A 25,473-nucleotide genomic window follows, 5' to 3' on the forward strand; every position below is an offset into this window, starting at 1 on the left:
CTTATGATGTACGAAATCAAAAAATATACTTAATTCTTACAAAAAACGAAATATATACATAGAAAATGTGTTTAACATTCGAATTTCCAACATAAAACACCGAAAAAATGAATTTTTTTCGATAAATCCCTTGCCAAAAAACAAAATAACGAATATTATATATAACTGTTGTAACAATTATTCGTAAAAAGAAAGGATGTTTTTATGTTTAACCTTTCAAAACATCAAACTTCTATTAAAACTGAAATTTCAGCTGGTATTATTACCTTCTTAACAATGGCATATATTATTGTCGTAAACCCAGTCATCCTTGGTGATGCAGGCGTTCCATTTGAACAAGCATTTACAGCAACAATCATCGCTGCTGTTATCGGAACATTATGCATGGCATTCTTCGCAAATTTACCAATTGCAATTGCACCAGGTATGGGATTAAATGCTTACTTTGCTTACTCAGTTGTAAAAACTCATGAAGGCATGACATTCGCAATTGCTTTCTCTGCTGTATTCGTAGCAGGTATGATTTTAATTTTGCTATCATTAACTTCTTTCCGTACAAAATTAATGGAAGCAATTCCTGAAAACTTAAAACATGCTATTACAGCTGGTATCGGTTTATTTATCGCATTTATCGGCTTGCGTTTAACAGGGATTGTGACAAAACATCCTTCCAATTTAGTTGGACTTGGAGACCTTCACTCTCCGTCTGTTTTACTTGCATTAGCTGGACTTGCGATTACGTTAGTACTAATGTCTTTAAACGTGAACGGTGCATTATTTATCGGTATGTTCTTAACAGGAATTATCGCTTACTTTACTGGACAATTATCGTTTTCAAGCGGAGTTACCTCTCTGCCTGGTTTACCAGAAGGCGTAATTGTTTCCAATCCAATAACAGCAGTGTCTGATGTTATTCACTACGGATTATACGGCGTTGTTTTCTCGCTCTTCCTTGTAACATTATTCGATACAACAGGTACACTTCTTGGCGTTTCACAGCAAGGTGGCCTTATGAAAGATGGAAAACTTCCAAATGCTGGACGCGCTCTTCTTTCAGATTCTATTTCAGCAACGATTGGTTCTATGTTCGGTACAACACCAACAACCGCTTATATTGAATCTTCTGCTGGTGTTGCGGCTGGTGGTCGTACAGGCTTAACAACATTAACTGTTGCAATATTATTTGCAGCAACTGCATTCTTCGGACCACTTGTTGGTGCAGTATCTGGCGTTTCCGCTATTACAGCGCCGTCATTAATTATTGTTGGTAGCTTAATGATGGGCGCAGTTCGTCATATTGATTGGGATGCATTCGATGAAGCTTTCCCAGCATTTTTAGTAATTTTAAGCATGCCGCTTACATCAAGCATTGCAACAGGTATTGCGCTTGGCTTCATTTCATACCCGCTTATGAAAGTAGCAAAAGGACAATTCCGTGCGGTTCATCCGCTTGTATATGTATTTGCTATTTTGTTTGCTTATCAGTTAGTGTTTATACCGCATTAAAAAAAGGTGACTCACAATTTTGAGTCACCTTTTTTACTTACTAAGAAATTGCACCAAATCTCCATGCATTTTCTCAGCATCTCGAAATCCTTGATCATACAAGCGCTGTAATTTGTCTGGATTCTTCTCCATACGATCCACTTGTAATTGCTCTGTCGGCCGAATCACAAATATATTTCCAGCTGCTTCTTCGTTTTCAATATAATGAAGAGTCTCATTATAAACTTCGTAGCGAGTTAGCATTGCATCTACTAATTTAGGATATTCTTTATATGCTTTCCCTGCAATCCAACCAAATTTTGATTTTTTCTTCATATATCCTTTATTCCTTGTCAAAATAACAACTGATTTTCTGTAACCGTCTTCCTGCGCTTTTCGAACAGGAATCGGATCTGAGATGCCGCCATCCAATAACTTTTTCCCGGAAAATTCTACGACAGGTGCGACAAAAGGCAATGAACTTGATGCCTGTAATACCGTTAATGAGTCTTCTTGTGAACGGCCTTTTTCAAAATAGACAGGTTGTCCTGTTTCACAATCCGTTGTTCCAACAAGAAATTGTTGCTCCGTATTAAAATACGTTTCAAAATCAAACGGCACATGCTGCAATGGAATTTCATGAAAGATAAAATCCATATCAAAGAGCTGACGCTTTTTCAAAAAGTTTTTATACGATAAATATCTTGGATGTGTCACATATTCAATGTTTACTGTTTTATTTCTCTCTTTTTGTTTTGAAAGATACGACGCTGCATTACACGCACCTGCTGATACACCAATCACATATGGAAAATGCAAATTATTCTCCATAAAATATTCTAAAACACCAGCTGTATATACGCCGCGCATACCGCCGCCTTCTAATACTAAACCCGTATTTTCAAGCATGGCTCTCTCTCCTCGTTTTATATATACTGTATAATGATTCACGTTGTTAACTATCTCTTTCTATTATATAAAAAACGATTAGAAAACCATACTCAGACGACTTGACTGAAAGAAAATATTTCTTGCTAATTCACTTTTTTAAAACCTCTAGATATAAAATACAAAATTAAATTAATTGAAACTAAAATTAAATTTATACAAATTACCGCTACATCATTTTTTAGCAAAGAATTCGTCACAACCAATATTAATAGGCTAATTCCTGCAATCAACGATACGTTATTTTTTATCATTGTTAACATAAAAAACACCTTCCCTCTTAACCATATTACTTCCCGTTATTTCCCCTTCGTTCCTATATGCATCGTTACATCCGCTATGAATTGGTGAATAACCTCCAGCTCTTCTTTTGTATATTTGTCTAAAAGTGATAACCACTCTTCTTCCGCTTCATTATGTAACGTTTCATGAGCATGATATATTTCTCTTCCTTTGTCTGTTAAACGGAAAAATATTTCTTTTTGGTTATTCAACATTTTCATCTTTTCAACAAAGTTTTTATTAAATAATTTTGTACAAATTTTAGAAATAGCTCCTTTTGTCATCCCCATACTTTCAGTAATTGCTGTTACATTCATCAGGCCTTGTTGTCCGATACAGGCAATCACATGTAATTCTGATAATGAAATATCATTTATCCCCATTTCCCCTAAAAACTGTTCCTGTACTTCTTTCTTATATTCTTCCTTCTTATGAATAAGTGCTTGAATATCGACTAGTATTTGTTTTTGCTCAGCTGTTCGGTTCAATTTGTTTCCCTCCAAACACAATTTACGTTTCCTTAGAAACAATTATACCGCATAGAATTTCAGATTAAAAACAAAACCCATATTATCTATTTACAAAAAAGAAAATCGTGTTAAAATTATTTTAGTTTCCAAGGAAACTAAAAAGGAGGAGTATTGATGGCAACTACAACAAACCGAACAACTATCTTCTATGTCATTTGTATTAGCGCTTTATTAGGTTCTCTCGCACAAAATATGTATACCCCCATCTTGCCAATGATTCAAGGGGCATTTCACACATCATTATATTGGGTCAATCTGACTGTTTCCGTTTTTACTTTTGTACTTGCCATTATGCAAATTGTATACGGTCCCCTTATTGATACAAAAGGAAGAAAATACATCCTTATTCCAGGGCTATCGATGAGTTTCATTGGCTCAATAGGTTGTGTGTTTTCACCAAACATTTACGTATTTCTTGTCTTTAGAGCCATTCAAGCCTTTGGAACAGCAGCTATCCCAGTTGTTTCAGCTACCATCATTGGAGATTTATATGAAGGAAATGAGCACGGCAAAGCAATGAGCATGTACCAAACACTTTTAGCACTGGCACCTGCTATTGGTCCTTTAATGGGAGGTTATTTAGGAAATAGAAATGGGCACATTTCTATCTTTCTCTTTTTAGCAGCGATTAGTATCATTTTATTACTTATAAACATTGTGTTACTTCCAGAAACAAAACCAGTTTCTTCTATAAAACAACAAGCAACGAAACACTACTTTCGAGTTTTACAAAATAAGATTGGTTTTACCATTGTCGTAATTGGTTTTATGCAATTTTATCTTTATTTTTGCTTCCTTGTCTTTTTACCATCGATGTTAAAAACTTTATTTCATCTTCATCCACATACAATTGGGCTCATCTTTGTTCCCATGTCATTATGTATGATGGTAGGTAGTTATTGTTATAAAATGTTACAAAAGAAAATCCAGACAAAACATGCTTTACTCTTTACAAGTTTCTTTCATATTGCATGTATCTTATTATTTTCTATTACCTATAACATTACGATCCCTATCCTTATCATCGTCACTTCTCTATACGGATTCAGCATGGGATTATCAATGCCAACTCATACAACCTTATTAACAGAAGAATTTGTTGATGAACGTGCAACTGCTATTGGTATATATAACTTTATTCGGTATTTCGGAATGGGAGTAGGCCCGCTCCTTGGCAGTTTTCTAGTATTTGATCAAAATTACTTTTGGATTTTCTTTTCAGGATCCGTAGTCTTTCTATTATTTCTCTTATATGCAATGAAGAATTTCATTCATTTTCATACAAGAAAAGAAGAAATCTAGAATTCAGTGAACATAAAAAAGAATCTCTAAAAACCACCTTTAGAGATTCTCTTCCCTACCCTCTTTGATCCGCCACAATATGAATATCAATGTTCTTCGTCAGTCTCATAATTTCATTTACAATGGAACCTTTGCGAATTTCTTCCCATCTTGTTCTTGCTGATTGTCCAAGCAGAATTTGGGTGACTTGTCGTTCTTTTGCTACTTTAATGATTATATCGGCCGGTTTACTACCTTTTGCTTCTTCTAATAAAAAGGTTGCATCAAATTGATTCGTTAACGCTTTCCATTCTTCAATCACTTGTTTCTTTCCTTCTGATATAGATTCAATCGTTTCTCTTTCTACATTTAGTACATATAATTCTGCATTTAAACGGGTTGCCATGCGCCATCCGCGGCGAATGAGCTTTTCTGCTGTGGAACTGTACTGCACGCAAACAAGAATTTTTTCTTTCACTCCAATTGGTTCCTCAGTAAATTGACTAATTTTCTCGTCCATATCATCCGCAACTTCTCGAAGTGATAATTCGCGGAGCGCCCCTAAATTATTTAGTGTAAAAAAGTGATTTAAGCTCCGCCCAATTTTTTCTTCCTTATATATCTTTCCGTCTATCAATCGTTTTCGAAGTACTTCTGGCGTTACATCAACAAGTTGAATTTCATTGGCCTTTTGTAAAATGAAGTCAGGAACGCGCTCTCTTACTTTGACCCCTGTAATTTGCTCAACAATATCGTGAACACTTTCTAAATGTTGAATGTTAAATGCAGACAGAACATCAATGCCAGCATCCAATAATTCTTCGACATCTTGATAGCGTTTTTTATGTTTCGAACCAGGGATATTCGTATGGGCTAACTCATCCACAATGACAACTTGCGGTGCCCGTTTTATAATTGCTTCGACATCCAATTCCGGAAACACTTTCTCTTTGTAATGAATCTCTTTTAACGGAACAGCCTCTAACTCAGCAATCGCCTCTTCTGTTTCTTTTCGGCCATGCGTTTCAATGAGACCAATTACAACATCAATACCTTCTTTTCGCATCTCTCTTGCATCAAAAAGCATTTTATAACTTTTTCCGACTCCAGGAGCTGCGCCGACATACAGCTTTAACTTCCCTCTATTTAGTTGACGAATGTATTCTAAATATTCTTCTGGCGTTCGCCTTTGAAACGTTGGCTTATAGTCATCCGCATACATCAAAATGCACCCTTTCTAGCCAAACAATACTACCTCAATCTAAGCGATTGAGGTAGTATTGTTACATCATTTTTTGTAATTCTACATTTAACTTCAACACGTTGACGCGATCTTCACCAAACAATCCAAGTGCTTTTCCTTCTATTTGCGATTCAATCAGTTTATTAATTTTTTCTTTCGGAATATTCGTTATTTTAGAGATGCGATCTACTTGTACGTAAGCCGCTTGTGGACTAATGTCTGGGTCTAATCCTGAACCTGAATTCGTTACTAAATCCATCGGAACTTCTGTAACAGGAACGGCTGGATTTTCCTTCTTCCAATTTTCCACACTCTCTTCTACACGTTTTACTAAATCTGGATTAGATGGTGCATAGTTATTCGATCCAGATGCTTCTGCTTTATATTCTATACTAGAGACACGTCCATGGAAATAACGTGGGTCTGTAAAATTTTGACCAATTAATTCCGAACCAATGACTTCATTTTTGTCATTATAGATAAGGCTTCCATCTGCATTATCTTTCATAAATGCTTGTGCAACTCCTGTAACTAGCAGTGGATAGATGAGCCCGCATATAACAAGAAATGTAAAGGTTATACGAATAACAGGTGAAAGTATCTTTTGTTTTTCAAACATTTTCATTTCCCCTTTTCTTTAAATAAACAATCCGACAATCATGTCAATCAGCTTAATACCGACGAACGGAACAATGACTCCACCAAGTCCGTAAATAAGTAGGTTACGTCCTAACAATGCATTAGAACTCATCGGTTTATAAGCAATCCCTCTCATCGCTAGTGGAATAAGCGCCGGGATAATAATCGCGTTAAAGATAAGCGCTGATAAAATCGCTGATAACGGTGAATGTAATTTCATCACGTTCAGTGCTTCCATTTGCGGAATTGCCAATGTAAACATCGCTGGGATAATTGCAAAGTATTTCGCAATATCATTAGCGATACTAAATGTTGTTAGCGCACCGCGTGTCATTAATAGCTGCTTACCAATCCCTACAACCTCAATAATTTTCGTTGGGTTTGAATCTAAATCAATCATATTTGCGGCTTCTTTCGCTGCTGCTGTACCACTATTCATCGCCAAACCAACATCGGCCTGCGCTAAAGCCGGTGCATCATTTGTACCATCACCTGTCATCGCAACAAGCTTTCCTTTGTCTTGCTCTGCTTTAATTACCGCAATTTTATCTTCTGGTTTACATTCTGCCACAAATTCATCCACACCAGCTTCTTTCGCAATCGTTGCGGCAGTAAGCGGGTTATCACCTGTACACATTACTGTTTTAATCCCCATTTGACGAAGCTGTTCAAATCGTTCGCGCATCCCTGGTTTTACAGTATCTTTTAAATAAATTAATCCGTAAATACGATCATTCGCTGCAACTGCGAGCGGTGTACCGCCTTCTTTCGCAATTAAATCCGCCTTTTGATTTAAATCTTTCGGAATTGTACCGCCTTGCGATTGTACCCATTCAATCACAGCGCCAACCGCACCTTTTCGTATTTTTACACCATCTGTTAAGTCCACACCACTCATACGTGTCTCCGCTTTAAATGGAACAAACTCACCTTGCTCAGCAAGTGTACCGTTATAAGAGAATGCTTTAGATTGTACGTATTCAATAACTGAACGTCCTTCTGGCGTCTCATCTAACACCGAGCTAAGCGCTGCCCATTTTGCCACTTGTTCAATTGTTTCATTTCCTACTGGTAAAAGCGTATGTGCCATACGATTACCGAATGTAATTGTCCCTGTTTTATCTAAAATAATGGTGTTAATATCACCAGCTGCTTCCACTGCTTTACCGCTCATCGCTAACACGTTAAACTTCGTTACACGGTCCATCCCTGCAATCCCAATTGCCGATAACAAACCACCAATTGTTGTTGGAATTAAACAAACAAGAAGCGCAACGAGTATAGATGTATCAATTTGGAAGCCAAGATAATTCGTAAAGATTGGTAATGTCACAACAACGATTAAGAAAATAAGCGTTAAACTCATTAAGACCGTATTAAGAGCAATTTCATTTGGTGTTTTTTGACGAGATGCCCCTTCTACTAAAGAAATCATTTTATCTAAGAAAGATTCACCAGGATTACTTGTAATTCGAATTGTAATTTCATCACTTACCACCATTGTTCCGCCTGTAACGGAGCAAAAATCGCCGCCCGCCTCTTTCATAACTGGTGCGGATTCCCCGGTAATTGCGGATTCGTCTACAGACGCTAAACCGCGAATAACTTCTCCGTCACTCGGAATCATTTCACCTTGTTTGACAAGAACAACATCACCTTTTTTCAGTTCAGTTGCTGAAACTCTAGCGACACTTCCATTTTCTTTTATTACATTTGCAAATACATCTTTTTTCGATTGTTTTAACGAATCAGCTTGCGCTTTCCCGCGCCCTTCTGCTAATGCTTCTGCAAAATTAGCAAACAAAACAGTGAATAATAGAATAAGAGAAACCGTTATATTGAACCACCCTGGAATACTACTAGATCCATTAGGTAGAAATGATAAAATTAATGTTAGAAAAAATCCAATTTCCACCACAAACATAATCGGATTTTTCACCATTACTCGTGGATTCAATTTCGCAAAAGCTTCTTTTATCGCATTTGTAATAATGTCACGATCCATCGTTTTTGCTTGTCTTACTTCATCTTCTACGACCGATATAACCGATTGATTCGGTTGTTTATCTTTTACCACTACAGGTTTCATCATGTCTCCTCCATTACTTCAATGTAAGAAATTCTGCAATTGGTCCTAACACTAACATCGGGAAGAACGTTAATGCCCCAACGATTACAATTGTTCCTATGAAAATACCGCCAAATAAACCGTTATCTGTTCGGAATGTTCCGATTGTTTCTGGTACTACCGTCTTCTCTTTTAATGAAGCCGCTACAGCGAGCATTGTAATTAAGCTGAAATAACGTCCTAAAAACATCACGATACCAGTCGTAATATTCCAAAATGCTGTATTATCTCCTAACCCTTCAAAGCCAGAACCATTATTCGCTGCCGAAGAAGTATATTCATATACAACTTGTGTCAAACCATGAAAGCCAGAGTTTGAAATTGCATCTGTTCCGAGATGAGTGGAAAGAGCCAGTGCTGAAAACCCTAAAATAAGTAAAGGATGAAATAGGATCGTTACCGCAATCAATTTCATTTCCTTTCCTTCAATCTTCTTCCCTAAAAATTCTGGTGTACGTCCGACCATTAACCCCGATATAAAGACCGCGATGATTGCGTACATAATAATATTGATAAATCCAGCACCAACCCCGCCGTATACTGTATTTAACATCATATTGACAAGTGGTACTAAACCGCCAGTTGGTGTCAACGTATCGTGCATTGTATCAACAGCACCTGTTTCCGCTGCCGTTGTTACCGTTGCGTACAGTGACGAAAAGACTGTTCCAAAGCGAACTTCTTTTCCTTCTACGCTGCCTTGACTATGCTGCATCCCCATTTCATTTAACACTGGATTTCCATGTAACTCTGACGTCACAATCGTTGTAAATCCCATTAAAAATACGATGAATAAAGAAACGAAAAGAACGCGTCCTTGTTTTTTATTCCCGACCATTCTTCCGTACGTAAATGGCAGAGCCGTTGGTAACAGCATCATTAACATCATCTGTAAAATGTTACTAATTTGACCTGGGTTTTCAAATGGATGCGTTGAGTTTGCACCGAAAAATCCTCCGCCGTTGTTCCCTAATTCCTTAATAGAAACGAAAGAAGCAACCGGGCCACGTAATATACTTTGTTTCACACCCTCAATTGTATGAGCTGTAGCTGCTCCTTCTAACGTTTGCGGTACACCAAGTGCAACGAAGACAAGCGCTGCTATAAATGCAATTGGGAGAAAAACTCTCGTTAAAGCACGTGTAAAATCTACGAAGAAATTTCCAAGTTCTTTCCCTGCTAAACCTCTTATAAAAGCCATTACAATTGCTAATGTTGTCGCTGGTGCTGTAAACATTAAAAACGTAATTCCAATTAATTGTGATAAGTACGATACACCATTTTCACCGCTGTAATGCTGCAAGTTTGTATCTGCCATAAAACTAATCGCTGTATTAAAAGCAAGTGTAGGTTCCATCCCCTGAACATGAGCTGGATTTAATGGCAATACGCCTTGCAAACGAAGTATGAAATATACAACAACAATCATAAATCCATTAAGCGCAACTAATGACAATGCATATTGCTTCCAGCTCTGGTTATAAGGCTTCACACCGGAAATTTTAAAAATAATGTTTTCAAAAGGTCCGAACACTTTATCCAATTTACGATTCCCTTGAAACGCCTTCTCTAAATAAATCCCCGTTGGCTTTGCAACAAGAACAAATAATAACATTGTGACCAAAACGGCAATCCAAATCATAATAAACCCTTCCCCCTAATTAAAACTTTTCTGGATTTAATAGCGCATAAACTAAGTACACAGTAAGTAAGCCAACAATAATGGATACTGCAATACTCATTGCTTCTTCCCTTCTTTCACAACGTTATCCGACCATCTTACAAGACCGATCATTGTCCCAACTAACACAACTAAAATTGCTATCATAGCGATATCTAACATTCTTCATCCCTCACTAAAATGTAAAATTTTACCATCAAAAGCATAAAAAAGAACACTGAGGATCTACTCAGTGTTCGAAAATGAACAACACAAAAGTAAACCTCCTCTCCAAACGCTTACGAGGTTAGCTGTCGGATTCGGGCCTAAAGAGTAGCCCTACTTTCATCATGAAAGATTCACCCCAAGTGACAATGCACAAAATTGGTTCCCCCGCTCCATTTCTGGACTCAGCGATATCAGGTTGTTTTTTGGAAATTTTATGAACAATTTATGAATGTAAATATACTCCTCTAAATTTTACTTGTAAAGAGGGAAAATAACTAAAATATGAAAATATCCCCCCTTTTAAACGCTTACATCAAGGATAAATACATCTTTATCATCTTTTTTCTTTCATTTTCTTCCTTTTTCATTATGTATACGTTCTTTTACAAGTAAAAAACAGAAGATTATCTCTATAAATCAAACACAACATAACCTGCTCTTCTCTCCTTGTCTTAAACCTCACACGTGACAAAAAAAGCCCTGACCGCTACTATAAACGGCCAAGACCTCGTACTCGCTTGCTCCTTTTGTTTTAAACCCCGCTCGTGGCACAAAAAAGGCCCTGGCCGCTACTATGCACGGCCAGAACCTCTCGCCCACCCTAAAAAGAAAGGGGCTAAATCATAAAAAAGACCGTAAATTACGCCCCCGAATACATACTCTCACCAATTCCGCATGTTGCTTCTCATATTCAATAATATCTTGTTCTAAATATAAACAGATACCTTCTGGCGGAAGAATTACATATGGCTTCGGAAAGAATGGATCATGTTCAGCTAACTCCTGTACTCGCTCTAACGATAACGCCCAGCGCTTTGCTAATTCACGGCAAAGTAATACTTTCATATCCGATTCCTCCGCCCTACTCTAAAGTCAAAAACGAAATGTTATCACAAGTTGTAAACACCACTAATTGAATTCCAATCGTTTTATAGAGGTGCTTAGGATATTGTTTATTTCGCGTGACGACTGTAATAGGCGCGGTAAATGAAGAGCGAATACGTTCGGCGAAGAAGCTAATTGTGGATAATTCATCTCCTAGCAAAATGATTTTTTTAACTGCTTTGCATACTTTCACAATCATGCTCGGGTCATCTGGGCAACAATATGCTTGTTGAAATCCACATGCTTTCACTTCACTTGCCACATATTCACTTGCTGTAAAAATAACCATTTCACTTTGAAAAGGTATTAAATCATGCAAACTCTTTACTTTCGCAACTTCACCTACACAAATGAGCATGTACTCTTTTTCCTCATCCATGCACTGGATCCTCCTTCACATAAAAGAATTTTTAACTATCGATTAAAATTCTTTTTATGCTAGTCGGATCGATGAATTGATGTATTCACTTGCACCATCCTCTCTCAACACGCTTACGGAGTTAGCTGTCGGATTCGGGCTTTGAGAGTAGCCCTACCTTCAAAAAAGGATTCACCCCAAGTGACAATGCACAAAATTGGTTCCTCCGCTCCAAATTTCGGATTCAGCGTTCAAAAAATAGATTCTGGCTGATATATTACTCCTGATTTTGGAAAAAGTAAACATGAAAAAAGCCAATTTTTCCAACTGGCTTTCTTCAAAAATACATATTTATACACGCATATTTCTACGTCCATATGCAAAATGATTCGTTGGTCCGTGACCGCTTCCAATGTTCAACTCATCTTCAATCGCTATACTAATAAAGCTCTTCGCTTCCCGAACTCCCTCTTCAATTTCATAACCTTTCGCGAGTCCGGCTGTTACAGCTGCCGCAAACGTGCAACCACTTCCATGTGTTTGAAGAGACGCAATCCGTTTACTTCTATATTCCATAAACTTATTTCCATCAAACAATAAATCAATTACTTTATTCCCTTGATATGCTGCATGCCCGCCTTTCATGACGACAAACTTCGCCCCTAAATCATGCAGCATTTTCGCAGCTTCTTTACTATCTTCAATCGTATCAATCTTCATTCCTGTTAATACTTCTGCTTCAGGGACATTTGGCGTAATTACCGTTGCAAGCGGCAGCAAATGTTCTTTTAATGCTGTAACAGCTTCCTGTTGTAATAATGACGCTCCGCCTTTAGCAATCATTACAGGGTCTAGCACAATATTATTCCATGAAAATGATTTAATATTTTCAGCTACGACTCTAATAATTTCACTACTAAATAACATTCCAAGTTTTACTGCATCAGGCGTTAAATCCGTCCCAATAGAATGTAACTGCTCTTCAATTCCTTCTGTAGGAACAGGATACACTCCTTGTACACCGAGCGTATTTTGGGCCGTAATCGCTGTAATGGCTGTCATTCCGTACACACCGAGTTCTTGAAACGTCTTTAAATCTGCTTGAATCCCGGCACCGCCGCCGCTATCAGAGCCCGCAATCGTTAATGCTTTATTCACTTTCATTTCCCTCACCCTTTTTACCCAAAGTAACGATGATAAATCGTTTTTGCTTCCGCTATATCCTTTGTTCCGTGCACAAGCACACGGCCATCTTGAAATGCCACTAACCGTTTATTCTCAACAGAAAATGATAGTAAATAAGAGTTTGCTGTTAAATCCGTTACCCGATTTTGCAGCAAATTTTGATACATAGACAAATGAAGCTGCTCTTTATGTGGCGGACGAATTTGTACTGTATTTCTACCGCATAAAACAGCTGCCCTAGAAGTATTCTCCTTGCTTAAATACGGATAAACGGCTTCTTCTCCGCACGATAAGCAGTGCTCATTTCGCAATTTTTGTACGTTCATGCATGAATATTCATTTTTCCATACATCAAATGACACAAGCCCATCACGCAGTGCCTCATAATCTTCTACTAAAATTTTTAATGCCTCCGCAACTTGATGTGATACAACAATGGATACGGCAGGCGAAATAATTCCCGCCGTATCACATGTCACTCCGCCGAGCGGTATCGATTGTAATAAACAAGAGAGGCACGGCGTCTTTCCTGGTAAAATTGTATAAGAAAGACCGTAACTACCAACACAAGCTCCATAAATCCATGGAACAGAATACTTTTGGGATATATCATTTACAATAAAACGCGTCTCAAAATTATCTGTTGCATCGATGATAATATCTACACCTGTGATCAGTTGTTCTAACTCTTCCGCTGTTACATCTTGTACGTAAGCTTCTACAACTACATCACTATTAATGGCGTGTAAGCGCCGTTTAGCTGCCACTGCTTTTGGTAAATGGTTTTGCACATCATCTTCGCAGTATAACTGTTGACGCTGCAAATTACTCCAGTCAATGTAATCACGGTCAACAATCGTCACTTTGCCAACTCCAGCGCGAACGAGCATCTCTGCATTTGCACTACCAAGTGCTCCTGCTCCAATAATCAGTACATGTTTTTCTCTTATTTTTTGCTGTCCTTCTTCTCCAATTGGAGAGAACAACACTTGACGGGAATATCGATTATTCAAGAACGCTCATTCCTTCTAACGGGCTGCTTGCAATCGCGCAGCGCTTCCGAGCAATACGTCCTGCTTCAAAGCCTAATCTTCCTGCCTGGATACTAAGCTTCATTGCCTCTGCCATTTTCACAGGATCTTTTGCTCCCGAAACAGCTGTATTTAATAACACACCATCTGCACCTAATTCCAGCGCAAATGCTGCGTCAGCTGGACTACCAATGCCTGCATCAACAATAACGGGAACAGTAGCTTGCTGGATAATAAAGCCTAAATGTAATGGATTTACAATGCCAAGACCAGAGCCGATTGGCGATGCACCAGGCATAATCGCATGGACGCCTAACTCTTGTAATTTACGTGCTAACACAACATCATCAGACGTATACGGCAGGACGATAAACCCTTCTTTTAATAGCATTTCTGACGCTTTTAACGTTTCAACTGGATCTGGCAATAACGTTTTATCATCACCAATTACTTCTACTTTAATCATGTCGCATAACCCTGACGCTTTCGCTAGTTTGGCGATGCGCACTGCTTCTTCTGCTGTTTTTGCTCCCGCTGTATTTGGAAGAAGTGTATACTTTGTTACATCAATTTTTTCTAGTAAATTGGGCTGCTCTGCATCAAAAATATCCATCCGACGCACCGCAAACGTTAAAATTTCTGCTTCTGATACTTCAATCGCTTTCTTTTGCACATCAAAGTCGGAAAATTTCCCTGTTCCTAATAACAATCTAGACTGAAAAGTAAATGGCCCAATCTTTAACATAATCAACCGCCTCCTACGAATGTTACAATTTCAATTTGATCTCCCTCAAAAACAGATGTATCTTGATGATCCTCTTTTTGTAAAATATCTTGATTGCGTTCTACAACAACAATTTTCGTTTCTAATCCTAAATGAACAAGCAAATCAGCTACGCTTTTAACCTCACTTGGTACATCTACTTGTCTTCCGTTAATTTTTAAGTTCAAGCTTTCATCTCCTTACGAAAAATATACATCGCGGTTATGCAAAGCAAAACACGACCGCTGTTTGCTTTCTCCCTTTGTTTTAATAGGCCCTAACCGCTTCTTGCTCTCGCCCTCCAAAAGAAAGAAAGAGGTTTTAGATTGATTTATATAGATTGTGAAAGCAGCGAATCTAGTAAACGATTCTCTTGCTTTCCTTCTATCAAATCAGCCATATATTCTCCTGAAACGGGACTTAATAAAATTCCATTTCGATAATGGCCCGTACAGGCGTATAAACCAGTAATCTCTTCATGCCTGCCGATATACGGCATATTATGATTCGATTGCGGACGTAACCCTGCCCAGGCTCCGTCCCATTCTGCTGTCTTTAATGCTGGCAAAATCCGATATGCACGCTCTAATATAGAAGTAATACTTTCAGGGCGCACCGCTTTGTTATATGTATGAGGTTTCATTGTTGCCCCGATGACATAACGTCCGCCGCGCTTCGGTGCGATATAAAATCGCTCTTGAAAAATAGGAGCTTGTAGAAGCGGCTTACGACTGCGCGCCGCAACGACTTCACCTTTTACAGGATATGTCCCCCACTCATGATGAAAATATTGTAATAGTTTTGTGCTCCACGAACCTCCAGCAATTACTACGTTTTCACAGGCGATCGCACCTTCTGATGTCAGTAATCCTGTGACACGCTGATTCTTCATTTGAATATCAAACACTTCCGTTTCTTCATATATGTCCGCACCAGATATCGCAGCGGAGTGAGCGAATGCCTTCGTCAGCTCCGGGGCAATGACATGACCATCTTTTGGGTGGTAAACTGCGCCAATAATCGAAGTAGATAAATAGGGTTCTTTTTTTCGTAGTTCTTCTCCTGAGATAAAATGGGACTCTTCTCCTGTTTGCTGCTGCCATTTCATAATATGAAGAAGCCGGACACTCTCTTCTTCATTTTGAGCAATGCGATAAATCCCCTTTTCTTCATATCCGATATCAATTCCGGTTTTATCACGTAATAGACTTGCAAGTTTCGGAAACATTGCGCGGCTTTTCCTGCCTAATTCAAATAGCGGATCGTATTCATCCCACTCCGCCTGGACACCTAATAATCCTGCTGCTGCTTTAGAGGCTTCAGAAGCAATTTTTTGTTTTTCAATGATGGCAACTTTATAACCTCTTTCAGCAAGGAAATGTGCAACCGAACTTCCAATTACACCGCCGCCAACGATGGCAACATCATATATTTTTTTCATGATTTCTCGCCCACTTTCGTATCGTTTCCTTATATAATTTGGCCTGCTCATTTGGTTTTGCGGCACTTAAAATTCCAGACATAATTGCAATACCATTAGCCCCGGTGCCAAGTACTTCTGCTGTATGATTAGGAGTAATCCCTCCAATAGCGTTGATTGGGATTGTTAAGCGTTTTGCTATTTCAGTAATCCCAGCTAATCCTCTTGGCGGAACTCCTTTTTTAGAGTTCGTTTGAAACAAATGTCCATATAGAAGAGAATCTGCGCCACTTTGAAAAGCAAATACAGCTTCTTCAAATGAATGAACGGAGTAACCAACATGTAAATAAGAAAACTTTTCTTTAACAGACTTTACATCCACGCTGCGATATCCAAGTTGTACACGTCTAATATTGAATAAAATTGCAATATCAATCCGATCATTGATGACAAGTTTAGAAGAAGGAAACCCATTATATAAGAGCTTTTCCACACCTTCATATAACTCTTTCGTACTTTTCTCTCGCTCACGAATGTGCAAATAATCTATTTCACTTTCAATATCAGTTGCTATATTCGCTAACTCTTCAAATGACATACGACCATTTGATATAACGTGAAGCTCAGCTTTCATATCCATTCGCCTACTTTAAAATGTTTTCAAACAACTCATTTGCCGGAACCATTTCTTTTGTCATTCCTTTTTCTTTTAACCACTTGTTTTGTTTTTCCCACGAACTTGCTGTATCTGATAAAAATGGTTCATCTTTCGTTTCCATTTTGTCTAATAAAATTTTCATACTTTCTTTTTCAACTTCTGGAATCAACGGGAAATTCTCTTTTTCTTGATGATTTAATAAAATGTTTAATGCTTCATCTGGATTTTTTTTCATAAATTCATAACCTTTTTTCGCCCCGCGTAAAAAGGCTTGTAATGTTTCTTTATCTTTTTTCAATGTTTTGTCGCCTGTTACAAATACAAGTTCATGATAGTTCGGTACACCGTAATCCGCTGGGTTAAAATATGCTGGCTCGTAACCTTCATGACGCATGACTGGAACTTCATGGTTAATGTATGCCCCTGTAACAGCATCTACTTTTTTCGTAGTAAGAGCCGGTACTAAATCAAAACCAACATCGACTACTTTTACGTTATTTGGGTTTCCCCCGTCTCCTTTAATCATCGTTTTTACATATTCTTCACTTAACGGTGTCCCTGAATATCCAATTGTTTTTCCTTCCAAATCTTTAGGAGAAGAAATACCTGCTGATTTTAGCGAGACAACGTGGTTTAAAGGAGAACGAACAACGGCACCGATAGATTTCACTGGAATGTGTTCATTCGCTCTCGCAATTACAACATCAGGCTGATAATACAATCCAACCGTTACTTTTCCTGCTGCTGCTAACGTTAATGGATCAGTTGGATTAGAAGGGAATTTAATATGTACCTTCACACCTTCTTCTTTAAAATAGCCCTTTTCAATTGCTGCATAAATAAAGCTATGCACTGCATTTGGGTACCAATCGAGCATAACAGTTACTTCTTTTTCACCTTTTTTCTTTTCTGATGCTGAATTACTAGAACACCCAGCAATCATCGCAATTAATAATGTAAACACAAAGATGCGTTTTACTAGTTTCATGAATGCTTCCTCCAACTAATCAATTTCTTCTCAAATATCGAAACGAGTAATACAAAGAAAATAGCGAGTAATGACAATAAAACAATTGGCGCAAACACACCCGCACCATCCATTTGTGTCATCATTCGTTTACTAAAATAGCCTAGCCCCGCTTGTGCCCCGAGCCACTCACCAATTGCTGCCCCAATCACGCTAAATGGCACAGCTACCTTTAAAGCTGAAAAAAAATAGGGAAGCGCAGACGGCAATTTCAATTTGAAAAATATATCTTTTTTTGTTGCACCATATGTAATTAAAAGCTCTTCCCAATCCTTTTTCGTACTGCAAAGGCCATCATACGTATTCACTGCAATAGGAAAGAACGTAATCAGTACTGTGACAACAACCTTGCTCCAAATCGAATAACCAAACCATAAAACAAATAATGGTGCTAAAGCTGTAACGGGAATCGTTTGTGAAGCAACTAAGAGCGGATAAAATGCCTTCTCAGCAAATGAGCTCATACTCATCAACATCGCTAACCCAACGCCTAATACGATAGAAATGACAATGCCGATCACTGTAACAGAAAGCGTTGCTGGTAAATGCACCGTAAGCAATATATCCCGCAAATCCCATATTTTTCGAACAATGGCACTTGGAGACGGCAAAATGTACATTTCATCAAGAATCCGTGCCCCTATTTCCCATCCAATCAGCAAAATAGCAGTTACAATAATAGCCGGAACATAATCTATAATTCGCTTCATACAAGCACCTGTCTTTGCAACATGCCAATAAGTTCATCTTTTAACGCTAGCATTTCCAGGCGATGCAAATCCTTTCGAGAGCGCTCTTGTCCAAGGGGTACAACTCGCTCAGTTAATGATGTAATCGGCTGCTCTGTTACGACAAAAATACGATTAGAAAGATACAGCGCTTCATCAACATCGTGTGTAATAAACAAAATCGTTTTTTGCCAATGTTTCCATTGTTCAAACAACCATTCTTGCAGAGATGCCTTCGTTAATGCATCAAGTGCACTAAACGGTTCATCTAATAGTAAGAGGTCGCCTCCCGTTAACAACGTCCGAATAAACGATACGCGTTGCCGCATTCCGCCTGATAAATCTTTTGGATACTTCTTTTCATATCCTTGCAGTCCAAACTGCGCCAGCAGCTCTAGTGCTTTCATTTGCGCTTCTTTTTTCTTCATTCCTTGGCATTCAAGAGGCAAAGCTGCATTTTCAATAATGGTTCGCCACGGGAGTAACATATCTTTTTGCGGCATATAGCCAACAGGAGTTGTTCCCATTACATCAATCGTGCCAGCATTTTCTTTCTCAAGTCCCGTAATAAGCCGAAACAATGTACTTTTCCCGCAGCCACTTGGCCCAATAATACTAATGAATTCCCCTTCTTGTACTGCAGCATTAAGACCCTCTATAATCGGTTTCTCATCATAATGGAAAGAAACGTTATGAAATTGTAGTATGTTCTTGCTCTTCAAACCCCCACATCTCCTTACGATATGCCATATCCCAAAATAAATATTCAAAACGGCTGGAATATAAGAAGATCTCTTCTAAACGATTTCGTTCTTCTTCTGTTTTCCCAATTACAATTTCATTACATAAATCAATTAACCATACACAAAGATTCCCGTATTCCTCAGAGCTATATCCTTGAATCCACTCACCAAAAAATTCATGATCGCGTGCTCCTGGAATCGCATTTAAACGCTTTCCAATCTCCCAATAACTCCACATACATGGAAGCAATGCTGCAATTAGCTCAGCCAGTGTACCGTTTTGAGAAACAGACATCATATAGTTTGTATATGCTAGATTCATAGCTGATGGCCTTGCGGATTCCATCTCTTCAACAGAAATTCCTAAGCGTTTTGCATATTGTTTATGAATCGTCATTTCCCCATTTAAAATTCCATCAATTTGTTCAGCAAATTTCGCCATCACTTTTGGATTTGTTGTTTTGACAACACCAATTGCATATAGCTTTGCGTAATCTAACAAATACAAATAATCTTGAACAATATAATATTGAAATCTATCTTTCTCTAACGTTCCATCTCCCATCCCTGTTACAAATGGATGATTGTGACTCTTCTCCCAAATAGGTTGCACCTTTTCAAATAGTCTTTCACAAAATGTCATCTCCGCTTCCCCTTCCTGTATGTATGTTTCCAAATAAAAAAGCCACTTCCATATAAGAAGTGGCCACAGCAAACAAAAGAAAAACTCATTTGTTGTTTCCACTTCCCTACGCTAGCATCACCTAGATCAGGTTATAAGGGTTAAGGTTTTTACCTCTCTCAGCTTTTAAGCACCCCTAGTGGTGTTCTATAAAATTGTTAAGAAAAAATCCCCGTTTCTATGCATAAAGAAACGGGGACGTTATTTATATCGTCCAAATTGCTTCCCTACGCTAGCATCATCTAGATCAGGTTCAAGGGTCAAAGACTATCGGTCTACTCTCAGCTAGCAACACTAGCTCCCCTAGCAGTATATTCATTTAACATAGTCAGTATACCATCACCATATCTCATCGGCAACTCTTTTCATTTTGAATTAAACAAAAGAAAATATGTAACTACTCAGTCCCTCTATGAAAAAAAGACAGAAAAGCATTTCTTCATGGCCTGGGAGGGATTGGCTATGTATAGGAGTAGTTAGGGCCTTTTTTATTTTCACTAGAATAATACCTCTTACCAAACTTCTAAATGAAATGTATGGATGAGTAGTTACGAAAATATTTCAAAAACATACTGTAAGTTCAGAAAAAAATGAATTTCTTCTATCTATTTCCAGAACGGCTATAAATCTGCTATCCTTTTATTATATATCCATTTAAATCTTTCGACATGTAAGTCGCCACTATGCAGAATATAGCATAGCTTGTGCGGTAAGAGCTCATCCAGATGCTCTCCTTAAGTCGATTTTTTAACTTGTATATATAGAGAAAAAATATTTGCTTGTCCTGAATCAACAAATATATTACAAACTCAACAGCTTTATATTATGATTTCATTCATAATAGCTTATTACATAAGGAGGTCTATGAATATATGAATTTAAAAGTCGCAGCAATAACAGCAACTACTGTAACAGTTGCCGCTATGCTTCCCTCTATAGCAAAATCTAATGTACATACCGCAGCAGCAGAGCAAACAGCAAAAACCAAAATTGGTTATGTAAAAATAGAAACATTACAAATGTACAATAGTCCTAATGGGGCAGATTCTGTTATTGACAGCATTACACGTGACACTCCCGTTACAATTCTTGAAACAACAAATGAATGGTATAAAATTTACGCTCACAATAAAACTGGCTATGTCAAAAAAGAAGCAATTTCTTTAACAAAACCACACGATGGTGGGAATCAGTATATCGTAAATACAGATGTATTAAACGTTCGCACTGAACCAAATACACAATCTAAAATTATTACTGTATTACCAAATGGGAAATTTGTTACTGTTCAAGAGGAACGAGAAGGATGGTATAAAATTGTACATAATGGAACAATCGGCTATGTAAAGAAAGAGTTTTTATCTAACGCTGATCAACCATTAGTAAAAGGAATTACTGTACAAGGTGGAAATTCTTATTCTGTTGCCACTCCTACATTAAAAGTACGTAGCGGAGCAGGAACAAATACAGCTATTATCGGTTCTTTAACACATGGAACACAAGTACAAGTCGTTGAGAATTTGGGAACATGGTATAAAATTCGCTATGGATCAGGATATGGCTATGTCGCACAGCATTATATAGTACAACAGCAGCAACAACAACCCAAACAGCAAGCTACACCATCTATTCCAGCTGTATTTAAATATCCTACTCAAGGAAAAATAAGTTCAGGATTTGAAGAACGCTGGGGAGCAATGCACTATGGTATAGATTTTGCAGCAACAGGAGATGTTTCAATCCAATCTTCAGCACCTGGAACTGTCGTTAAATCATATTATTCTACAAGTTACGGAAATGTTGTATTTGTTGCTCATCATATAAACGGGAAGTTATACACAACTGTATATGCTCACATGAAAAGTCGAGCTGTCAAAGCAGGAGATACAGTGGCAACAGGCCAATTGCTCGGTTATATGGGAAATACAGGCCATTCAACTGGTCAACACTTACATTTTGAATTACATAACGGGGAATGGAATCTTAAAAAAACAAATGCTGTAAATCCACTTCCTTTCTTAGTTAGGTAACGCATTATGGCACGTAATATTTCGTTACTTATTGAGTATTTAGCATTTTTCGGGTTAATTTTTTGCTTATTAATTTATAACACAAACATTGTATTATTAAACATTATTATTGCGTTTGTTGCTTGCGAAGTGATTATGGAAATATTCAAGATCCGACTAAAGCGACATATTTCACACATATATACCGCACTATTCATTATAGGTTCTTTATTAACAAGCATTATTTATAATGGCTTCCATGTCTCCGCAATGTTTCCAGTGTTTTTTATAACTATTCTTCTTATAGTATCTCAGTATATATACGTTCCAGAATATCGTAAACAACAGCAACAACATGAAAAAACGTGGAAAATAGGAAAATAACGCCGCAATTCTTTGACATTATTTTCTTTACTACTAAAAAAGGATTCCACATGATGTGGAATCCTTTTTTACATTATCGACCGTTCTTTGCAATATATCGGCGCTTTTCACAATATATCGACCACTTTTTAGAATATATCGGCGCTTCGACATGATATAAAGACCCTCCGACAATATTCAACATAAAAATAGTCAATTTACTGAGCTGAATCGTACCGAAAAGGAAAAGACCATGACCGCTTCTATGCACGGCCAAATGCCCTCGTCCTCTTCTAAAAAAAGTTTTTTACTAGTATATAGAATTAAAAGTCTAATATAAAACTATTTTAACCGCATGCATATTGCTCATAAATAAAACTTAAATTATATTTATGTTCTAGATTCATACGTTGTTCATCACTGCACCAATAAAATAAAATGTCATGTATTGATGCATAACGCTTATTCTTTAAAAATTGTTTAATAAAGGATGGGAAACAATTTGGTAATTGAACAAATATATAATTGCGTAGTAGTTCCTCTTTATAACCGATTCCTTTGCATATAAACATAAGTTCTTCACAATAATACATTTGTTGTGGAACTTGAATCATTTCAAAAAATGGAATATATGATAGTAATTTCCCAATAAAGTGCTCATATTTTGTTATAAATTCAAAGGATATATGCTCCATTATCTCTTTTATAACAAATAAATAATCATCAACATGAATTGTCTTCAACGGATTAAGGCGATCAGACATTTGTGCAATCACTGCACGCTGACATGCTACAGCAGCACGGCTTGGTTCATAATATGTTAAGAAATCTGTACATTTTCTATATTTTTTTAATAAATCTAACGTATATACATCACAAATATATGTATTGCAATATATCGCCAACTTCATTAAATTTTCATCTAACTGCTCTTTTGATAATCCCTTTGCTTCTTTACAAAGAAACAGAAACATAATCTCCATCATTTCTTTATGAGACAAAAGTGTCTTATACTTTTCAATACACTCTACATTAAATTTAATTCTTTCCCAAATAAAAGCATCATTACTTTCTAATTCCGTAACTTTCTGTTTTATAATTAAATAATTCCAAGCAACCACTTGTGTAAATACATCCCATGATTCGTACTCTAGCGATGTTTGCACGAATTCCTCTAATCCCTCTGCAACCATAAAATCATAAGCCTGTTGATACCATCCTACTTGTTGACATAAACGAATAATTCGGACTAAAGTTGGCATTTCATCTTTATGAAACTTCGGCAAATCATGTAATTTTTTCATTCCATATAAAATAAAAGGAATTAAATTTTCTTTCTTATAAAATTCTTTTTCTTTCCAAGCCAGAATCGTTCGTTCTTTTCCTTCTCCCTTTGGATACTCTGGTATAAGCAAAGAAAGTAAATCAGCAAAATTTTTCGGCTCCACATACGCATCCGTAACCAAGTTCCAATTAGGCTCGGTTTGCATAATCTCCATATAATTCCCCCCCATTTTCTATATGTATGATAAAATATTTGAATGCTATTAAATTAATTATGAATATCACTATATTCAAAATAACATATAATACTTATATTCATAAGTATACCATTTTTTTCATATATTAATAGTTATTAACAAAAACGTCAAAAGTGATTATATAAAAAGTTAATTTAATCTGCGGGGAAGCCCCCACAGATTATGAATGAAACGAATGGAGTCCATGTAAATAGTTTATCCTTCACTACATCTTTGCTTTCTTTAGTCTGTTTGTTCTGATATTTCGCTTAAGGCCTCGCCTGCCTGATCATCTGCATATTTAGTCGTTGCTAAATCACCAAGTGATAGCATTCCAACAAGTTGCCCATGTTCAACTACTGGCAATCTTCTTATTTGGTAACGTGCCATTAACTCAGTCGCCTTTTCAATAGCGTCATCAGGTGATACGGAAATAATTTTTGTTGTCATAATATTTGTAATTTGATTGGAACCTGGATGCTTTTCTGCAATTCCCCGCACAACCAAGTCGCGGTCTGTTACTAGACCAACAACTTGATCATTCTCCACGACAGGAATCATTCCTATATCTTCTTCTTTCATTTTTACAGCCGCTTCATATACGTTATCTAATGGTGTACATTGTACAATATTTGTGCTCATCAATTCTCGAACAGTTGTCATAAATCGTTTACCCTCCTTTACACACCTTAGCATTTCCAACCCTCTACATTTCAATTCGCAAGTTCCTTAAAAGGTAAACCTGACACCATCTCTCACTAAAAACAAATGTAGAAAACGAAGGAAACGAAACATCATTGTTTAAAATCCCAATCAGATGCTTAACTACTAACCATAAAATAAATTGGATATTCGTTGCTATAATGATCAATTCTAAAAACATTAGAATTACGGAGAGTAAATATAACTTTATCGTTCTGATTTCAGAAAACAACTTGTAAAAATACAGAGCAATAAGTAAGTTGAGGCTAGTAAAAGAAATACTTTAAACTGTAACCTAAGTATAGCTAAAATAATAAATTAGTAATAAAATAATGTACTATATTCTTTCCTAATTACACAAAACCATACAAAATCCTTCATTATTTATAATAAAAAATATACTAATTGTTATCATAGCGTGAAACGACCATCAGTAGGATTGCTATATTCAACTACTTCTTACTGCACAAAAGTAGCCAAATAAACATATGTATAAGGAGCTCATTAATCAAAGAAGGAATATGGAAGGTATAATACATAATATTATTTTTCTTTACAAAAAAGAGTCAGCATTCTGCTGACTCTTTTTATAATGACCCGTACGGGATTCGAACCCGTGTTACCGCCGTGAAAGGGCGGTGTCTTAACCACTTGACCAACGGGCCATGGCTCCGCAGGTAGGACTCGAACCTACGACCGATCGGTTAACAGCCGATAGCTCTACCACTGAGCTACTGCGGAATATGGTGGGCCTAAATGGACTCGAACCATCGACCTCACGCTTATCAGGCGTGCGCTCTAACCAGCTGAGCTATAGGCCCATATTTCTTACAGGGGCAGTAGGAATCGAACCCACGCCGGAGGTTTTGGAGACCTCTGTTCTACCGTTAAACTATGCCCCTAAGTGGTGCCGGCTAGAGGACTTGAACCCCCAACCTACTGATTACAAGTCAGTTGCTCTACCAATTGAGCTAA

At 37.4% G+C, this 25,473-nt stretch carries 26 protein-coding genes, 4 tRNA genes and 4 riboswitches; of the genes, 4 read left to right on the forward strand and 26 right to left on the reverse strand.

The window, feature by feature from the left end:
- Window positions 1-204 precede the first annotated feature (204 nt).
- Complete coding sequence (locus BM211_RS16965; protein WP_035433000.1) at window positions 205-1,506, forward strand: NCS2 family permease; 1,302 nt, start codon at window positions 205-207, stop codon at window positions 1,504-1,506.
- A 33-nt stretch (window positions 1,507-1,539) separates the two neighbouring features.
- Here the strand turns inward: BM211_RS16965 and BM211_RS16970 are convergent, their stop codons facing one another.
- Window positions 1,540-2,394, reverse strand: a complete 855-nt coding sequence (locus BM211_RS16970; RefSeq protein WP_035433002.1) for a patatin-like phospholipase family protein — start codon at window positions 2,392-2,394, stop codon at window positions 1,540-1,542.
- Between the two features lie 338 nt (window positions 2,395-2,732).
- Window positions 2,733-3,203 carry a MarR family transcriptional regulator gene (locus BM211_RS16975; RefSeq protein ID WP_090998691.1) on the reverse strand — a complete coding sequence of 157 codons (471 nt, stop codon included), beginning with the start codon at window positions 3,201-3,203 and terminating at the stop codon, window positions 2,733-2,735.
- A 156-nt stretch (window positions 3,204-3,359) separates the two neighbouring features.
- Between BM211_RS16975 and BM211_RS16980 the strand changes: the two genes are divergently transcribed.
- A complete protein-coding gene (locus tag BM211_RS16980; protein WP_090998693.1) occupies window positions 3,360-4,547 on the forward strand; it encodes an MFS transporter in 1,188 nt (395 codons plus the stop codon).
- A 55-nt stretch (window positions 4,548-4,602) separates the two neighbouring features.
- Here the strand turns inward: BM211_RS16980 and kdpDN are convergent, their stop codons facing one another.
- The 18 genes from kdpDN to tenA all read right to left on the reverse strand — a co-directional run bounded on the left by kdpDN (window position 4,603) and on the right by tenA (window position 19,865).
- Window positions 4,603-5,748 carry a KdpD-like non-kinase potassium sensor gene (kdpDN, locus tag BM211_RS16985; protein ID WP_035433009.1) on the reverse strand — a complete coding sequence of 382 codons (1,146 nt, stop codon included), beginning with the start codon at window positions 5,746-5,748 and terminating at the stop codon, window positions 4,603-4,605.
- 61 nt (window positions 5,749-5,809) lie between these two features.
- The gene (kdpC, locus tag BM211_RS16990) at window positions 5,810-6,388 is read right to left on the reverse strand and encodes a K(+)-transporting ATPase subunit C (RefSeq protein WP_090998694.1); all 579 of its coding nucleotides are present in this window, start codon (window positions 6,386-6,388) and stop codon (window positions 5,810-5,812) included.
- 18 nt (window positions 6,389-6,406) lie between these two features.
- A complete protein-coding gene (gene kdpB, locus BM211_RS16995) occupies window positions 6,407-8,497 on the reverse strand; it encodes a potassium-transporting ATPase subunit KdpB (protein WP_141771661.1) in 2,091 nt (696 codons plus the stop codon).
- A 13-nt stretch (window positions 8,498-8,510) separates the two neighbouring features.
- Window positions 8,511-10,178: a potassium-transporting ATPase subunit KdpA gene (gene kdpA, locus BM211_RS17000; RefSeq protein ID WP_035433015.1), complete on the reverse strand. Its 1,668-nt coding sequence runs from the start codon at window positions 10,176-10,178 to the stop codon at window positions 8,511-8,513.
- Window positions 10,179-10,197: 19 nt separating this feature from the next.
- Complete coding sequence (kdpF, locus tag BM211_RS17005; RefSeq protein ID WP_020062503.1) at window positions 10,198-10,278, reverse strand: K(+)-transporting ATPase subunit F; 81 nt, start codon at window positions 10,276-10,278, stop codon at window positions 10,198-10,200.
- Window positions 10,275-10,379, reverse strand: coding sequence for a hypothetical protein (locus tag BM211_RS17010; RefSeq protein WP_035433018.1), 105 nt, complete (start codon window positions 10,377-10,379; stop codon window positions 10,275-10,277). The genes kdpF and BM211_RS17010 overlap by 4 nt, the downstream gene beginning before the upstream one ends.
- A 99-nt stretch (window positions 10,380-10,478) precedes the next feature.
- A riboswitch (cyclic di-AMP (ydaO/yuaA leader) is annotated at window positions 10,479-10,622 on the reverse strand.
- A gap of 423 nt (window positions 10,623-11,045) precedes the next feature.
- Window positions 11,046-11,270, reverse strand: a complete 225-nt coding sequence (locus tag BM211_RS17015; RefSeq protein WP_035433020.1) for a hypothetical protein — start codon at window positions 11,268-11,270, stop codon at window positions 11,046-11,048.
- A gap of 16 nt (window positions 11,271-11,286) precedes the next feature.
- Window positions 11,287-11,688, reverse strand: coding sequence for a hypothetical protein (locus BM211_RS17020; RefSeq protein ID WP_035433023.1), 402 nt, complete (start codon window positions 11,686-11,688; stop codon window positions 11,287-11,289).
- Between the two features lie 94 nt (window positions 11,689-11,782).
- Window positions 11,783-11,927: riboswitch (cyclic di-AMP (ydaO/yuaA leader) on the reverse strand.
- 91 nt (window positions 11,928-12,018) lie between these two features.
- Window positions 12,019-12,831 carry a bifunctional hydroxymethylpyrimidine kinase/phosphomethylpyrimidine kinase gene (thiD, locus tag BM211_RS17025; RefSeq protein WP_090998698.1) on the reverse strand — a complete coding sequence of 271 codons (813 nt, stop codon included), beginning with the start codon at window positions 12,829-12,831 and terminating at the stop codon, window positions 12,019-12,021.
- Between the two features lie 14 nt (window positions 12,832-12,845).
- Window positions 12,846-13,865, reverse strand: coding sequence for a thiazole biosynthesis adenylyltransferase ThiF (locus BM211_RS17030; RefSeq protein ID WP_090998699.1), 1,020 nt, complete (start codon window positions 13,863-13,865; stop codon window positions 12,846-12,848).
- The gene (locus tag BM211_RS17035; protein ID WP_090998701.1) at window positions 13,858-14,628 is read right to left on the reverse strand and encodes a thiazole synthase; all 771 of its coding nucleotides are present in this window, start codon (window positions 14,626-14,628) and stop codon (window positions 13,858-13,860) included. Before BM211_RS17035 ends, BM211_RS17030 begins: the two co-directional genes overlap by 8 nt.
- 2 nt (window positions 14,629-14,630) lie before the next feature.
- Entirely contained in the window at window positions 14,631-14,834 is a 204-nt protein-coding gene (thiS, locus tag BM211_RS17040; protein ID WP_035433028.1) for a sulfur carrier protein ThiS, read from the reverse strand.
- 143 nt (window positions 14,835-14,977) lie between these two features.
- Window positions 14,978-16,087 (reverse strand): glycine oxidase ThiO, encoded by a 1,110-nt coding sequence (thiO, locus tag BM211_RS17045; RefSeq protein ID WP_035433029.1) that lies wholly within the window; start codon window positions 16,085-16,087, stop codon window positions 14,978-14,980.
- Complete coding sequence (tenI, locus tag BM211_RS17050; protein ID WP_035433032.1) at window positions 16,071-16,700, reverse strand: thiazole tautomerase TenI; 630 nt, start codon at window positions 16,698-16,700, stop codon at window positions 16,071-16,073. The genes thiO and tenI overlap by 17 nt, the downstream gene beginning before the upstream one ends.
- A 10-nt stretch (window positions 16,701-16,710) precedes the next feature.
- On the reverse strand, window positions 16,711-17,712 hold the full coding sequence (locus tag BM211_RS17055; protein ID WP_090998703.1) for an ABC transporter substrate-binding protein: 1,002 nt from the start codon (window positions 17,710-17,712) through the stop codon (window positions 16,711-16,713).
- Window positions 17,709-18,461 carry an ABC transporter permease gene (locus BM211_RS17060; protein WP_035433036.1) on the reverse strand — a complete coding sequence of 251 codons (753 nt, stop codon included), beginning with the start codon at window positions 18,459-18,461 and terminating at the stop codon, window positions 17,709-17,711. The genes BM211_RS17055 and BM211_RS17060 overlap by 4 nt, the downstream gene beginning before the upstream one ends.
- On the reverse strand, window positions 18,458-19,201 hold the full coding sequence (locus tag BM211_RS17065; protein ID WP_035433038.1) for an ABC transporter ATP-binding protein: 744 nt from the start codon (window positions 19,199-19,201) through the stop codon (window positions 18,458-18,460). Before BM211_RS17065 ends, BM211_RS17060 begins: the two co-directional genes overlap by 4 nt.
- Entirely contained in the window at window positions 19,170-19,865 is a 696-nt protein-coding gene (gene tenA / locus BM211_RS17070; RefSeq protein ID WP_035433040.1) for a thiaminase II, read from the reverse strand. The genes BM211_RS17065 and tenA overlap by 32 nt, the downstream gene beginning before the upstream one ends.
- Before the next feature lie 86 nt (window positions 19,866-19,951).
- Window positions 19,952-20,052, reverse strand: a riboswitch (TPP riboswitch).
- Between the two features lie 59 nt (window positions 20,053-20,111).
- Window positions 20,112-20,219, reverse strand: a riboswitch (TPP riboswitch).
- A 557-nt stretch (window positions 20,220-20,776) separates the two neighbouring features.
- Between tenA and BM211_RS17075 the strand changes: the two genes are divergently transcribed.
- Complete coding sequence (locus tag BM211_RS17075) at window positions 20,777-21,934, forward strand: SH3 domain-containing protein (protein ID WP_090998705.1); 1,158 nt, start codon at window positions 20,777-20,779, stop codon at window positions 21,932-21,934.
- 6 nt (window positions 21,935-21,940) lie between these two features.
- Window positions 21,941-22,297, forward strand: coding sequence for a hypothetical protein (locus tag BM211_RS26790; protein WP_090998707.1), 357 nt, complete (start codon window positions 21,941-21,943; stop codon window positions 22,295-22,297).
- Between the two features lie 326 nt (window positions 22,298-22,623).
- On the opposite strand, the gene BM211_RS17085 is transcribed toward BM211_RS26790, so the two are convergent.
- From BM211_RS17085 to BM211_RS17110, 6 genes are all read right to left on the reverse strand, one after another.
- On the reverse strand, window positions 22,624-23,775 hold the full coding sequence (locus BM211_RS17085; RefSeq protein ID WP_090998709.1) for a DUF3965 domain-containing protein: 1,152 nt from the start codon (window positions 23,773-23,775) through the stop codon (window positions 22,624-22,626).
- A 264-nt stretch (window positions 23,776-24,039) separates the two neighbouring features.
- Complete coding sequence (locus BM211_RS17090; protein WP_035433048.1) at window positions 24,040-24,459, reverse strand: CBS domain-containing protein; 420 nt, start codon at window positions 24,457-24,459, stop codon at window positions 24,040-24,042.
- Between the two features lie 632 nt (window positions 24,460-25,091).
- Window positions 25,092-25,163, reverse strand: a tRNA-Glu gene (locus tag BM211_RS17095).
- A gap of 1 nt (window position 25,164) precedes the next feature.
- Window positions 25,165-25,239: transfer RNA gene (locus BM211_RS17100), tRNA-Asn, on the reverse strand.
- A 3-nt stretch (window positions 25,240-25,242) separates the two neighbouring features.
- Window positions 25,243-25,319: transfer RNA gene (locus tag BM211_RS17105), tRNA-Ile, on the reverse strand.
- Between the two features lie 10 nt (window positions 25,320-25,329).
- Window positions 25,330-25,400, reverse strand: a tRNA-Trp gene (locus tag BM211_RS17110).
- Between the last annotated feature and the right edge of the window lie 73 nt (window positions 25,401-25,473).

Source organism: Bacillus sp. 491mf (genome assembly GCF_900112415.1).
Taxonomy (GTDB): Bacteria; Bacillota; Bacilli; order Bacillales; family Bacillaceae_G; genus Bacillus_A.

Excerpts from the sequence above, each read along its gene's own strand:
- kdpA (WP_035433015.1), bottom strand. The coding sequence starts at position 10,178 with ATGATTTGGATTGCCGTTTTGGTCACAATGTTATTATTTGTTCTTGTT.
- thiD (WP_090998698.1), bottom strand. The coding sequence starts at position 12,831 with ATGAAAGTGAATAAAGCATTAACGATTGCGGGCTCTGATAGCGGCGGC.
- BM211_RS17020 (WP_035433023.1), bottom strand. The coding sequence starts at position 11,688 with ATGGATGAGGAAAAAGAGTACATGCTCATTTGTGTAGGTGAAGTTGCG.
- BM211_RS17055 (WP_090998703.1), bottom strand. The coding sequence starts at position 17,712 with ATGAAACTAGTAAAACGCATCTTTGTGTTTACATTATTAATTGCGATG.
- BM211_RS16970 (WP_035433002.1), bottom strand. The coding sequence starts at position 2,394 with ATGCTTGAAAATACGGGTTTAGTATTAGAAGGCGGCGGTATGCGCGGC.
- tenA (WP_035433040.1), bottom strand. The coding sequence starts at position 19,865 with ATGACATTTTGTGAAAGACTATTTGAAAAGGTGCAACCTATTTGGGAG.
- BM211_RS16980 (WP_090998693.1), top strand. The coding sequence starts at position 3,360 with ATGGCAACTACAACAAACCGAACAACTATCTTCTATGTCATTTGTATT.
- BM211_RS17090 (WP_035433048.1), bottom strand. The coding sequence starts at position 24,459 with ATGACAACTGTTCGAGAATTGATGAGCACAAATATTGTACAATGTACA.
- kdpF (WP_020062503.1), bottom strand. The coding sequence starts at position 10,278 with ATGAGTATTGCAGTATCCATTATTGTTGGCTTACTTACTGTGTACTTA.
- BM211_RS17060 (WP_035433036.1), bottom strand. The coding sequence starts at position 18,461 with ATGAAGCGAATTATAGATTATGTTCCGGCTATTATTGTAACTGCTATT.
- BM211_RS17085 (WP_090998709.1), bottom strand. The coding sequence starts at position 23,775 with ATGGAGATTATGCAAACCGAGCCTAATTGGAACTTGGTTACGGATGCG.
- kdpDN (WP_035433009.1), bottom strand. The coding sequence starts at position 5,748 with ATGTATGCGGATGACTATAAGCCAACGTTTCAAAGGCGAACGCCAGAA.
- BM211_RS17075 (WP_090998705.1), top strand. The coding sequence starts at position 20,777 with ATGAATTTAAAAGTCGCAGCAATAACAGCAACTACTGTAACAGTTGCC.
- BM211_RS17015 (WP_035433020.1), bottom strand. The coding sequence starts at position 11,270 with ATGAAAGTATTACTTTGCCGTGAATTAGCAAAGCGCTGGGCGTTATCG.
- BM211_RS16965 (WP_035433000.1), top strand. The coding sequence starts at position 205 with ATGTTTAACCTTTCAAAACATCAAACTTCTATTAAAACTGAAATTTCA.
- BM211_RS26790 (WP_090998707.1), top strand. The coding sequence starts at position 21,941 with ATGGCACGTAATATTTCGTTACTTATTGAGTATTTAGCATTTTTCGGG.
- BM211_RS17035 (WP_090998701.1), bottom strand. The coding sequence starts at position 14,628 with ATGTTAAAGATTGGGCCATTTACTTTTCAGTCTAGATTGTTATTAGGA.
- kdpB (WP_141771661.1), bottom strand. The coding sequence starts at position 8,497 with ATGAAACCTGTAGTGGTAAAAGATAAACAACCGAATCAATCGGTTATA.
- tenI (WP_035433032.1), bottom strand. The coding sequence starts at position 16,700 with ATGAAAGCTGAGCTTCACGTTATATCAAATGGTCGTATGTCATTTGAA.
- kdpC (WP_090998694.1), bottom strand. The coding sequence starts at position 6,388 with ATGTTTGAAAAACAAAAGATACTTTCACCTGTTATTCGTATAACCTTT.
- thiO (WP_035433029.1), bottom strand. The coding sequence starts at position 16,087 with ATGAAAAAAATATATGATGTTGCCATCGTTGGCGGCGGTGTAATTGGA.
- BM211_RS17010 (WP_035433018.1), bottom strand. The coding sequence starts at position 10,379 with ATGTTAGATATCGCTATGATAGCAATTTTAGTTGTGTTAGTTGGGACA.